An 11,678-nucleotide genomic window follows, 5' to 3' on the forward strand; every position below is an offset into this window, starting at 1 on the left:
GAAGCGGCCCTTCTTGCTCAGTGCCTGGCCCACTGCCGGAACAATGGCTCGGCCAGGAACAGCACGAACAGCAAGCGCATCACCTGCAACGCCGTCACCAGCGGCACCGACAGTTGCAGGGTCTCGGCCGTCAGGCTCATCTCGGCGATCCCTCCGGGCATCATGCCCAGCGTCAGCGAGCGCAGGTCCAGGTGCGTCAGCAGGCTCAGCGCCCAGGCGGCGCCCGCGGCGATCAGCATGCACAGCGCGGTGGCCAGCAGGGTCCGGCCAAGGAACGACGGTGCCCGGCGGAAGAACGCGCGGTTGAAGTGACAGGCCAGGCCGCTGCCGATCAACCACTGGCCGATCTGGCTGGCGCCGTTGGGCAGGCCGATCTGCAGGTTGCCCGCCAGGCTCACGCTGGCAGCCACCAGCAAAGGCCCGAACAGCCAAGGATTGGGCTGGCGCAGGCGTTGCCAGAGCAGCGCAACCAGCACGCCCAACGGCGCGATCAACGCCAGCCAACCCCAGCTCACGCTGCCCGCATGGTTCAGCGGTACGCCATCGCCCAGCAGCAGCTTGAACAGCGCTGGCACGCACAGCACCACCGCCAGCACCCGCAGGCTCTGCGCCGCGGCCACCTGGCTGAGCACCGCGCCATTGCGCGCGCCGAGGTTGACCATCTCGCCCGAGCCGCCGGGCATGCTGGCGAAGAACGCCGTCGCCCGGTCTTCACCGGTGCGCCGCAGCAGCCAGACACTGATCACGCTGGACAGCGTGGTAAACAGCGCGCCGAAGAAGATCAGCGCGAAGTGGCTGGCCACCTGTTCGATCACCGCGGGGGTGAAGTGCAGGCCGATACCGATGCCGATGATCCATTGCCCGCATTTGCGGCCATTGGGGATTTCACTGAGCTGCCAGGGTGTCAGGCAGCGCACCAGGATGATCGCCAGCAACGAGCCGACCATCCACGGCAAGGGCCAGCCGACCTTGCTGGCGGCAAAACCGCCAGCAAGGCCGACCAGCCCGGTGGCCCAGAACAGTGGCAACGACCGCTCAGGCATCGGCCACGGCCCGGCGCTGCAGGGCACGTTTGCGCCAGATGCGCAGCAGCGGCAGGCTCAGCATGCAGGCCACCAGCACCCACACGCCCATGCTGATCGGGCTCGACCAGAGGATGCCCAGTTCGCCGTTGGAGATCGACAGCGCACGGCGCAGGTTCTGCTCCATCAGCCCGCCGAGGATGAAGCCCAGCAGGATCGGCGACAGCGGGAAGTCCAGCTTGCGCAGGATGTAGCCCATGATGCCGATGCCGACCATCAGGAACAGGTCGAAGGTGGTGGCATGCACCGCGTACACGCCGATCGCGGTGATGATCGCGATCACCGGTACCAGTGCCCAGTTCGGCACGGCGAGGATGCGGGTGAAGATGCGGATCATCGGGATGTTCAGGATCACCAGCATGATGTTGGCGATGAACAACGAGGCGATCAGGCCCCAGACGATGTCCGGTTGTTGTTCGAACAGCAGCGGACCCGGGGTGATGTTGTACAGCGTCAGTGCGCCGATCATCACCGCGGTGGTGCCGGAGCCCGGCACGCCGAGGGTCAGCATCGGTACCAGGGCGCCGCAGCAGGAGGCACCGATGGCGGTTTCCGGGGCCGCCAGACCACGAGCGTCACCCTTGCCGAACTTGCCTTTGTCGCCGGCGATGCGTTTCTCGGTCATGTAGGCCACGGCACTGGCCAGGGTCGCGCCGGCGCCCGGCAATACGCCCATGAAGAAGCCGAGCAGGCCGCAACGAATGTTGACGAAGAATACCGATGCCGCTTCCTTGAAGTTGAACAGCATGCGCCCGGTGGCCTTGACCGCTACATGGCCATGGTGGGTCTTCTCCAGCAGCAGGAGGATCTCGCTGATCGAGAACAGCCCCAGCACCAGCACCACGAACTGGATGCCGTCGGCCAGGTGCACGCTGTCACCGGTGAAGCGGTACACGCCGCTGTTGGCGTCGATGCCCACCGCCGAGAGGAACAGGCCGATCAGCGCGGCAATGAACGTCTTCAGCGGTTTGTCGCCGGCCATGCCGCCGAGGGCGACGATGGCGAACACCATCAGCACGAAGTATTCCGCCGGGCCGAAGGCGATTGCCCATTTCGCCAGCAGCGGGGCGAACAGCACCATGCCGCAGGTGGCGATGAAGGCACCGATGAACGAGCTCCAGGCCGACAGCGACAGGGCCACGCCAGCCAGGCCCTGGCGGGCCATGGGGTAACCGTCGAGGGTGGTCATCACGGTGGAGGCTTCACCGGGAATGTTCAGCAGGATCGAGCTGATCCGCCCGCCGTACTCGCAGCCCAGGTACACGGCCGCCAGCAGGATCAGCGCCGACTCCGGCGGCAGGCCGAGGGCGAAGGCGATGGGGATCAGCAGGGCCACGCCGTTGATCGGGCCCAGGCCCGGCAGCAGGCCGACCACGGTGCCGATCAGGGTGCCGGTCAGGGCGGTGACCAGGTTGTACGGGCTCAGGGCGACGCCGAAGCCCTGGCCCAGGTAGCTCAAGGTATCCATGTGTCAGTTCTCCAGTACGTCGAGCAGGCCGAGGGGCAGGGGGACGTCCATCACCCGGTCGAACAGCCAGTAGAGGAAGAGGCTCATGCCCACCACCACGATGGCGCTGTGCAGCCAGCGGCCACCGTACAGGCGGGCCATGGGCAGGCCGACCAGGATGGCGCTGAGGATGAAGCCCAGCGCCTCGAAGGTGGCGGCGAAGACGATCAGCAGGCCGACGCAGGCGGCGATCTTGATCAGGGTCTCGCGGTCCAGCTCCGGTTCATCGTCCTTGCGCACGATGGGCGTGGGACGGATGGCCAGGTACAACAGGCCCAGGCCCATCAGGCCGAGCATCAGCAACGGGTAGGCGCGTGGGCCCACCGGTTCGTAGGAGAAGGCGGCCTGGTAGGGCCAGGCCATCACCGCCAGCACGGCGCACAGCGCCAGCAGGACGAGGGCGAAGAGGCGTTGCAGGATCATCGGGGAATCCTCTTGAGGTATGCGTGATCCCGTGGGAGCGGGCTTGCCCCGCGATTGCCTTATCGCGGGGCAAGCCCGCTCCCACGAGAACGATGCCAGGGTGGCTTACTGGATCAGCCCGAATTCGCGGGCCAGTGCCTTGTAGTCCGCCACCTGCTTCTTCACATAGCCGTCCAGCTCTTCGCCGGTCATGGCGAACGGGAACAGTTCGCGCTGGTCACGCAGCTTGGCGAACTCCTCGGAGGCCAGCAGCTTGTCGAGCGAGGCCTTCCACCAGGCGTAGTCCTCGTCGCTGACCTTCGGCCCGAGGTAGAAACCGCGCACCACCGGCCAGACGATGTCGTAGCCCTGCTCCTTGGCGGTGGGGATGTCTTTCATCTCCGGCTCGTCCAGGCGGTTCTCGGAGAACACCGCGAGGATGCGCATGTTGCCGCTCTGGATGTGCGGCATGGAGTCGGAAATATCGGTGGAGCCCACCTGGATATGCCCGCCGAGCAGCGCGGTGGCGATCTCGCCGCCGCCTTCCAGGGCCACGTAGCGCAGGTCGCGTGGGTTGATGCCGGCGGCCTTGGCGATCAGCGCGGTCTGCATCCAGTCCTGGCTGCCGACGGTGCCACCCGAGCCGATCACCACCTTGCTCGGGTCCTTCTTCAGGGCCGCGACCAGGTCATCGAGGGTCTTGTAGGGCGAGTCGCTCTTCACCGCGATGGCACCATAGCTGGTGCCGACCGCCGCCAGCCATTTCACTGCGTTCTCGTCGAAGCGGCCGAACTTGCCCTGGGCCAGGTTCAGCAGCGAGCCGCTGGACCAGGCCACCAGCGTGCCAGCGTCGGCCGGGCGCTGGGCAACTACGGCGTTGTAGGCTACCGCGCCGACGCCGCCGGGCATGTAGGTCACGCGCATGGGCTTGCTGAGGATCTTCTCGTTGACCAGGGCGCTTTGCACCAGCTTGCAGGTCAGGTCGAAACCGCCGCCGGGCGAGGCCGGGGCGATGCATTCGGGGCGTTTCGGTTCGGCGGCCAGGGCGTTGCCGGCCAGCAGCAGGCAGCCGGTGGCCAGGACGAGGCGGCGCAGTGAAAAAGTCATCGTCTATCTCCGTGAGCGTTGTTGTTATGGGTTACCACAGAGCCACGCTGTAGCTCACCAGCAGCCGCACCTCGTCCGCGTCGCGGGCGAAGTTGGAGCGGAAGGTGGCGTTGCGCAGGCGCACGGCGACGTTTTTCAACGGGCCGCTTTGTACCACGTACTTCAGTTCGGTGTTGCGTTCCCACTCCTTGCCCTCGCCTCCGGCGGCGCGGCTGACGTTGTCGCCGCTGATGTAGCGGGTCATGAAGGTCAGGCCGGGGATGCCGAGGGCGGCGAAGTTGTAGTCGTAGCGCGCCTGCCAGGAGCGCTCGTCGGCGCCTGCGAAGTCGTTGATCTGGACGAAGTTGACCAGGTAGGGGTCGGCGCCATCGACATAAGGGAACGCGCTGTCGCCGGAGAGCTGCTGCCAGGCGCCGCTGACCTTGTGCCCGCCCAGGGTGTAGCTGAGCATGCCGTTGAAGGTGGTGTTGTCGATCTTGCCGGCCTTGGCCGCGCCAGCATCGTCGCTGATCGCCAGGCGCAGGTCGGCGCCGAAGGTGCCCGGGCCCCATGGCTGGGTGGCGAGCAGGCCGATGAAGTGCTGGCGATAGATGTCGTCGAGTTGGGCGAAGTGGTAGCTGCCGGTGATGCGGTCGGTGAACTGGTAGTCCAGGCCGCCGGTGTCGAAATGGTCGGCGCTGAAGGTGCCGCCGAAGCGACTGTTCTTGTTGTTGAGGGCCAGGTCTTCCCAGTTGGTGTCGTTGCGGTCCTTGGCTTTTTCCAGACGGGCGCCGGTGAAGGTCAGGCCTTTGATCTCCTTCGAGGTGACCAGGCCGCCTTCGAAGGTCTGCGGCAGGATGCGCCCGTCGTTGGGCTGCAAGGTGGGCAGTTCGGGAATCAGCGTGCCGACCTTCAGTTCGGTCTGCGAGACCTTGACCTTGCCGGTCAGGCCGAGCTTGGAGTATTCGTCGGCAGCCTTGCCGTTGTCGTGGGTCGGCAGCAGGCCGGTGTCGGTGCGGTCCTTGCTGGAGTCGAGCTTGACCCCGAGCATGCCCAGCGCATCCAGGCCGAAGCCCACGGTGCCTTCGGTATAGCCGGACTCGAAGTTGAGCATGAAACCCTGGGCCCATTCGTCGCGCTTGGATTGCTGCGCGCTGGTGCCGTCGCGGAAGTCGCGGTTGAAGTACATGTTGCGGGTTTCGAAGGTGGCCGTGCTGTCTTCGAAAAAGGCGGCCTGGCTCATGGGCGCGACACCGGCAAGGGCGAAGGCGCTGGCGAGTGCGGAAGGTCGGGCGGCGAGGGAACGGATAGGCGCGTGCGCCTGCGGCTGCATGGACAGCATCGTCGGTGACTCCATTTATTGTTCTTATGTGTTTGCACCTTGCTGGTGCTTTTTGCGGCGCGCGGGGCAGCCGTGGTGCGATGCTAGGCAACCAACCTTTCGCTAACCTTTCAGCGTGAAAGGTTTGTTGCGAGGGCTTCACAGCACTCGCCACGGGGTTACACTCCGCGCAAAAAGCCCAGCCGAACAGGGAGAATCCGATGCGTGTGCTGCTGGTCGAAGACCATCTGCAACTGGCCGAAAGCGTGGCCCAGGCCCTCAAGAGCCAGGGCCTGACCGTGGACGTGCTGCATGACGGCGTGGCCGCCGACCTGGCCCTGGCCAGCGAGGACTATGCCGTGGCGGTGCTGGATGTCGGCCTGCCGCGCATGGACGGCTTCGAAGTGCTGGCGCGCCTGCGCGGGCGCGGCAAGACCCTGCCGGTGCTGATGCTCACCGCCCGCAGCGATGTGAAAGATCGGGTGCATGGGCTGAACCTCGGCGCCGATGACTACCTGGCCAAACCCTTCGAGCTGACCGAGCTGGAGGCGCGGGTCAAGGCCCTGTTGCGGCGCAGCGTGCTCGGCGGCGAGCGTCAGCAGCGTTGTGGCCCGCTGGTCTATGACCTGGATACCCGGCGCTTCGGCCTGGACGGCGAGCCGCTGACCTTGACCCAGCGCGAACAGAGCGTGCTCGAGGCACTGATTGCCCGCCCCGGCCGGGTGATGAGCAAGGAGCAGCTGGCGGCCCAGGTGTTCGGCCTCGACGAGGAGGCCAGCCCCGACGCCATCGAGATCTACATCCACCGCCTGCGCAAGAAGCTCGACGGTCACCCGGTGGCCATCGTCACCTTCCGTGGCCTGGGCTACCTGCTCGAGCACCGCGATGCGTGACAACGGCAGCCTGCGCGGGCGCCTGCTGGGCAACCTGGCGCTGCTGCTGGTGGTGCTGATGCTGGCCAGCGGCCTGAGCGCTTACTGGAATGGCCGCGAAGCCGCCGACACCGCCTATGACCGGACCCTGCTGGCGTCGGCGCGGACCATCGCCGCCGGCCTGTCGCAGCGCGACGGCACCCTCAGCGCCGACGTGCCCTACGTGGCCCTGGACACCTTCGCCTATGACAGCGCCGGGCGCATCTACTACCAAGTGCTGGACATCCACCAGAAGCTTATCTCCGGCTACGAGCACCTGCCGCCGCCACCGCCGGGCACGCCGCGCACCGACGACTACCCGGCGCTGGCGCGTTTCTACAATGCCACCTACCTGGGCCAGGACGTGCGTGTGGTCAGCCTGCTCAAGGCGGTGAGCGAACCGAACATGAACGGCATGGCCGAGATCCGCGTGGCCGAGACCGAGGAGGCGCGGGTGCGCATGGCCCGCGGGCTGATGGCCGACACCCTGCTGCGCCTGGGGATGCTGGCCTTCGGCGCGCTGGTGATGGTGTGGTTCGCGGTGAGCGCCGCCCTGCGCCCGTTGGAGCGCTTGCGTACGGCGGTGGAGGAGCGCCAGCCGGACGATCTGCGCGCCTTGCCGGTGGTGCAGGTGCAGCGCGAACTGGGGCCGCTGGTGCGTGCCCTCAACCATTTCACCGAGCGGCTGCGTGGCCAGTTCGAGCGCCAGGCGCAGTTCATCGCCGATGCCGCCCACGAGCTGCGCACGCCGTTGGCGGCGCTCAAGGCACGGGTCGAGCTGGGCCTGCGCTCACGGGAGCCGGAAGAATGGCGCAAGACCCTGGAGGCGGCAGCCCAGGGCACGGACCGACTCACCCACCTGGCCAACCAGCTGCTGTCGTTGGCGCGGGTGGAGAACGGCGCCCGAGCCATCGCCGAGGGCGGTGCCCAGCGCCTGGACCTGAGCCAGCTGGCCCGCGAGCTGGGCATGGCCATGGCGCCGCTGGCCCATGCCCGCGGCGTTGCCCTGGCGCTGGAGGCCGAGGCGCCGGTGTGGCTCAAGGGCGAGCCAACCTTGCTCAACGAACTGCTCAGCAACCTGGTGGACAATGCCCTGGCCCACACCCCGCCAGGCGGTGACGTTGTGCTGCGGGTGCTGGCGCCGGCGGTACTCGAAGTCGAGGACGATGGGCCGGGGATTCCCGAGGATGAGCGTGAGCGGGTGTTCGAGCGCTTCTACCGGCGCAGCGCCCAGGGCAGCGGGCTTGGGCTGGCCATCGTCGGCGAGATCTGCCGTGCGCACCTGGCACAGATCAGCCTGCATGACGGCGAGCGCGGCGGGTTGAAGGTGCGGGTGAGTTTTATTGCGGATTGATGTCAGCTGTCGCGGGGCTTGCCCCGCGATCAGCCCTGTCGATTCAGCGCAACATGCTCCGCGCATCCAGCAGTTCGGCGATATCCAGCTCGGTGCCATAGGGCAGCCCCAGGTGCCGGTAGGCGGGCAGGGCGGCCAGTGGCCGGCTGCGCTCGCGCTGGCTGATGCAACGGGCGATCTGGACGATGTCGATGTAGTCGATCTGGTCGGTGCGCCGGTCCAGGTCCTGCACCTGGCTGGGCAGGTTGACCAGCTGCTCGGGGAACTCCCAGGCACTGAGGATCTTGTCGCCCAGCACCGGCTGGATCTGTTCGATCACGAAATGCAGGCAGATCGGGTCGGAGAGCAACTCGTTGTGCTCCTCGGCATAGATCAGCACCGGCAACGCGCCGATCTGGTGCACCAGGCCGCCGAGGGTGGCCTGGTCGGGCTTGAGCTGGGTGTAGCGTCGGCACAGTTCATAGCTGATGCCTGCCACATCCAGGCTGTTGGCCCAGATATCGCGCAATTTGTGTTCGACCGCCGGGGCGCGGGCATGGAAGATCTGCTCGATCACCAGGCCGATGGCCAGGTTGCAGCTGTAGTTGATGCCCAGGCGGGTGATCGCGGTATGCAGGTCGGTGACTTCGACGGCGGCGCGCAGCAGCGGGCTGTTGACCACCTTGATCAGGCGCGCCGACAGGGCGGCGTCGCGGCCGATCACCTTGCTCAAGGCGGACACGCTGATCTCGCTGTCTTCGGCGGCTTCGCGAATGCTCAGGGCAACTTCCGGAAGCGTCGGCAGGACCAGGTCGTCCCGGTCGATGGCGGCGAGCAATTGCGCTTGGACCTTCTCGGCCAGCTTGTTCATGGACTTCTCTACGGCAAAGGTGGTGCAGCCCCGGCGTGAAGCCGGGGCGGGCTGGTCAGCGCTGGATTTCCCGGTCGCGGTCCAGTTCGTAAGGCAGGTCGAGCAGCGTCAGGCGCGGGCCTTCGAGGCTGCCCAGGTGCAGGTTGTCGTCCGTCACCGCATCGGCGCTGAGCACGGCCAGCAGTTCGACGGCGCTGCCGCTGCTGGCAGCGATCACCACCTCGCCGACCGACGAGCCATGGGTTGGCGAGAAGATCTCGGCGCCAGGCTCGGGTACCGCTGTCTCGGCCAGCGCCAGGCGATACTGGCGGCGTTTGAGCTTGCCCAGGTACTGCATGCGGGCGACGATCTCCTGGCCGGTGTAGCAGCCCTTCTTGAAGCTCACGCCATCGACGGCCTGCAGGTTGATCATCTGCGGAATGAACAGCTCGCGGGTCGGGCCCATGACCTGGCCGATGCCGGCGCGCACCTGGCCAAGCAGCCAGTCGTTGAGTGTGCCCTCGGGCAGCGTCGCGGCCAGCTTCTCGCGAACCGCGCCAGCCTGGTCGGCAGGCACCCACAGTTCGACCCGGCCGGTCGAGGCGCGGACGGCGATCAGGCCATCATGACGCGCGGTCGCGCCGGCCTCGTCCGCCACACTCAGGCTCAGTGCCTGCAGGGCCGCGTCGCCGTGCTGCAGGCCGAAGCGCGTCCAGGCGGCGCTGTCGTCGCTCAGCGTGGCCTTGGAGAACACCGCGTACTTCTTCAAGTCGGCCAACTGCGCCTCGAGCAGCTCGCTGGCCATGGCCAGCAGGTAGCCGTTGCCCTCGGGCAGGATACGGAAGCTCGACTGCATACGGCCCTTGACCATGCAGCGAGCACCAAGGCTCGCATGGGCTTCGCTGAGGTAGCTGATGTTGCAGGTCAGTTGACCCTGCAGGAACTTGCCGGCGTCGGAGCCGCGGACGGCGAGGATGCCCTCATGGGAGAGGGAACAGAAGAAAGCGGAATCGGCCATGGGTCATCGCGGTAGCTAAAGACTGGCGGCCATCATAGAACGCCGGTAACAAAATAGGTAGGTGAGTAGACCAACGCCTTGTGCCGCTTCATTCGCTGCGCGGTATACTGCGCGACCATTCGAGGAGGGCCCCATGGTCGAACAAACTGAACTCAATCGGCTTTTCTGGCACAGCCGTCGCGGCATGCTGGAACTGGACGTGCTGCTGGTACCGTTCACCCAGGAAGTCTACCCGAGCCTGAGCGAAGCGGACCGCGAGCTGTACCGTCGCCTGCTGACCTGCGAGGACCAGGACATGTTCGGCTGGTTCATGGAGCGCAACGAGTCCGAAGATCCGGAGCTGCAGCGCATGGTCCGCATCATCCTGGACCGTGTCCAGCCCAAGTGATTGTTTCGAGTGCCGTTGGCAGGGCTCACGCCTGCTGCTGGCGGCCTACCTCGCCTGCCTGACGCTGGCGCTCATCGCTGGCGTTGTGGTCGCGTTGCCCGGTTGGCTAAAGGGCCTGCTGGTCATTGCCTGCCTTGCCCACGCCTGCTGGGCCATCCCCCGCCGGATTCTGCTGTCCCACCCTGGTGCCGTCACCGGCCTGCGTCGTGAGCCGCGTGGCTGGCATATATACAGTCGTGCCCGGGGCTGGCAGCCGGCGCGCCTGTGCCGTGACAGCGTTGCCTTGCCTGCGGTGGTAGTGCTGCGCTTCGTGCGCAAGGGGCAATGGTTCAGCCAGAGCCAGTGCATCCCCAAGGACGCCCTGGCGCAGGAACAGCATCGAAGGCTGCGGGTGCGGCTGAAGTTCAGCCGGCGCCGCTGGGCCGCGCCGGCCTGAAGGGTCAGACCCCCTGCGGGATCTCTTCGCCGCCGAGTGCTTCGAACAGCACCGGCAGGAACTCGCTGAAGGTCATCATCATCAGCAGGAAGCTGGCGTCGAACTGTTGCTGGGCTTCGTCGCCACCATCCTGCTCGGCCTGCTCTTGCAGCAGCTCCTCGAACTTCAGGCGCTTGATCACCATCTTGTCGTCGAGCACGAACGACAGTTTGTCCTGCCAGGCCAGGGCCAGCTGGGTGACCACCTTGCCGGTACTCAGGTGCAGCTGGATTTCCTCGCCGGTCAGGTCCTGACGCTTGCAGCGCACGATGCCGCCGTCTTCGGCGGTGTCGCGCAGTTCGCACTCGTCGAGCACATAGAAGCCTTCGGCGGCCTGTTGCGACTTGACCCAGTCGGTCATGGTCGCGCTTGGCGCGATTTTCACGGTGGCCGGGCGTACCGGCAGCGAGCCGATCACTTCACGCAGGGTCGACAGCAGGTCTTCGGCGCGCTTGGCGCTGGCCGAGTTGACCAGGATCATGCCCAGGCGCGGGGCGATGGCGGCGAAGATCATCGAGCGACGAATGAACGCGCGCGGCAGGAAGGCCTGGATGATCTCGTCCTTGATCTGGTCGCGTTCCTTCTTGTAGACCTTGCGCATCTGCTCGGCCTCGATCTCTTCGACTTTCTCCTTGACCGCGTCGTTGACCACGCTGCTGGGCAGGATGCGCTCTTCTTTACGTGCGGCGATCAGCATGAATTCGCCACTGACGTGAACCAGGGGGGCATCCTCGCCCTTGCCGAACGGTGCGACGAAACCGTAGGTGGTCAGTTCCTGGCTGGCGCAGGGGCGGGCCGGCTTGCTGGCCAGGGCGGCCTCCAGGGCCTCGGCCTCGAACGGTACTTCCTGGGTCAGGCGATAGGACAGCAGGTTCTTGAACCACATGAGGGGGAATCTCTCCTTAATACATAAGGCGGGCATTATTCTCCGAGCAGCGGTTCCAGGCCAACCCTGTCAGAGGGCCAGCAGTCCTATATAGAGGAAGAAAATCGCGGCGCGGCTAGGTCTTTGAAAGGCCTGGAAATTTTTTTCAAATTTTTTGAAAAAAGTGCTTGCCAGGGTAGGAGGTCCTCCGTAGAATGCGCGCCACACCGAGACGAAGGGTGATTAGCTCAGCCGGGAGAGCATCTGCCTTACAAGCAGAGGGTCGGCGGTTCGATCCCGTCATCACCCACCACTCGATGTATAGCGCGGCGGTAGTTCAGTCGGTTAGAATACCGGCCTGTCACGCCGGGGGTCGCGGGTTCGAGTCCCGTCCGCCGCGCCATATTAAGCTTCCAGGGCCCACTGAACACCCGGAAGCA

At 66.0% G+C, this 11,678-nt stretch carries 12 protein-coding genes and 2 tRNA genes; 6 read left to right on the forward strand and 8 right to left on the reverse strand.

From position 1 onward, the window contains the following. Window positions 1-17 precede the first annotated feature (17 nt). The 5 genes from ABZO33_RS10935 to ABZO33_RS10955 form a co-directional block, all read right to left on the reverse strand. Complete coding sequence (locus tag ABZO33_RS10935; protein WP_414536038.1) at window positions 18-1,043, reverse strand: AbrB family transcriptional regulator; 1,026 nt, start codon at window positions 1,041-1,043, stop codon at window positions 18-20. After that, the gene (locus ABZO33_RS10940; RefSeq protein ID WP_414536039.1) at window positions 1,036-2,550 is read right to left on the reverse strand and encodes a tripartite tricarboxylate transporter permease; all 1,515 of its coding nucleotides are present in this window, start codon (window positions 2,548-2,550) and stop codon (window positions 1,036-1,038) included. Before ABZO33_RS10940 ends, ABZO33_RS10935 begins: the two co-directional genes overlap by 8 nt. Window positions 2,551-2,553: 3 nt before the next feature. Beyond that, window positions 2,554-3,012, reverse strand: coding sequence for a tripartite tricarboxylate transporter TctB family protein (locus ABZO33_RS10945; protein WP_414536040.1), 459 nt, complete (start codon window positions 3,010-3,012; stop codon window positions 2,554-2,556). Between the two features lie 105 nt (window positions 3,013-3,117). Further along, window positions 3,118-4,098 carry a Bug family tripartite tricarboxylate transporter substrate binding protein gene (locus tag ABZO33_RS10950; protein ID WP_414536041.1) on the reverse strand — a complete coding sequence of 327 codons (981 nt, stop codon included), beginning with the start codon at window positions 4,096-4,098 and terminating at the stop codon, window positions 3,118-3,120. A gap of 31 nt (window positions 4,099-4,129) precedes the next feature. Continuing rightward, on the reverse strand, window positions 4,130-5,419 hold the full coding sequence (locus tag ABZO33_RS10955; protein WP_414536042.1) for an OprD family porin: 1,290 nt from the start codon (window positions 5,417-5,419) through the stop codon (window positions 4,130-4,132). Window positions 5,420-5,619: 200 nt separating this feature from the next. Between ABZO33_RS10955 and ABZO33_RS10960 the strand changes: the two genes are divergently transcribed. Both ABZO33_RS10960 and ABZO33_RS10965 read left to right on the forward strand, forming a co-directional pair. Beyond that, on the forward strand, window positions 5,620-6,291 hold the full coding sequence (locus ABZO33_RS10960) for a response regulator (protein ID WP_038705540.1): 672 nt from the start codon (window positions 5,620-5,622) through the stop codon (window positions 6,289-6,291). Beyond that, a complete protein-coding gene (locus ABZO33_RS10965; protein WP_414536043.1) occupies window positions 6,284-7,663 on the forward strand; it encodes a sensor histidine kinase in 1,380 nt (459 codons plus the stop codon). The genes ABZO33_RS10960 and ABZO33_RS10965 overlap by 8 nt, the downstream gene beginning before the upstream one ends. Window positions 7,664-7,706: 43 nt before the next feature. Here ABZO33_RS10965 and ABZO33_RS10970 read toward each other — a convergent pair whose 3' ends face one another. Then, window positions 7,707-8,513: an HDOD domain-containing protein gene (locus tag ABZO33_RS10970; RefSeq protein WP_023632685.1), complete on the reverse strand. Its 807-nt coding sequence runs from the start codon at window positions 8,511-8,513 to the stop codon at window positions 7,707-7,709. Between the two features lie 55 nt (window positions 8,514-8,568). Then, entirely contained in the window at window positions 8,569-9,510 is a 942-nt protein-coding gene (locus ABZO33_RS10975) for a YgfZ/GcvT domain-containing protein (protein WP_414536044.1), read from the reverse strand. A gap of 133 nt (window positions 9,511-9,643) precedes the next feature. Here ABZO33_RS10975 and ABZO33_RS10980 point away from each other — a divergent pair, with 133 nt between their 5' ends. Both ABZO33_RS10980 and ABZO33_RS10985 read left to right on the forward strand, forming a co-directional pair. Then, window positions 9,644-9,898 (forward strand): succinate dehydrogenase assembly factor 2, encoded by a 255-nt coding sequence (locus tag ABZO33_RS10980; protein WP_414536045.1) that lies wholly within the window; start codon window positions 9,644-9,646, stop codon window positions 9,896-9,898. Next, window positions 9,882-10,334 (forward strand): protein YgfX, encoded by a 453-nt coding sequence (locus ABZO33_RS10985; RefSeq protein WP_414536046.1) that lies wholly within the window; start codon window positions 9,882-9,884, stop codon window positions 10,332-10,334. Before ABZO33_RS10980 ends, ABZO33_RS10985 begins: the two co-directional genes overlap by 17 nt. Window positions 10,335-10,338: 4 nt before the next feature. On the opposite strand, the gene rdgC is transcribed toward ABZO33_RS10985, so the two are convergent. Beyond that, complete coding sequence (rdgC, locus tag ABZO33_RS10990; protein WP_414536047.1) at window positions 10,339-11,259, reverse strand: recombination-associated protein RdgC; 921 nt, start codon at window positions 11,257-11,259, stop codon at window positions 10,339-10,341. 216 nt (window positions 11,260-11,475) lie between these two features. On the opposite strand from rdgC, the gene ABZO33_RS10995 reads away from it, so the two are divergent. Continuing rightward, a tRNA-Val gene (locus ABZO33_RS10995) sits at window positions 11,476-11,551 on the forward strand. A gap of 13 nt (window positions 11,552-11,564) precedes the next feature. After that, window positions 11,565-11,641: transfer RNA gene (locus ABZO33_RS11000), tRNA-Asp, on the forward strand. Window positions 11,642-11,678 lie beyond the last annotated feature (37 nt).

It is taken from the genome of Pseudomonas sp. CAM1A (assembly GCF_047501685.1).
Taxonomy (GTDB): domain Bacteria; phylum Pseudomonadota; class Gammaproteobacteria; order Pseudomonadales; family Pseudomonadaceae; genus Aquipseudomonas.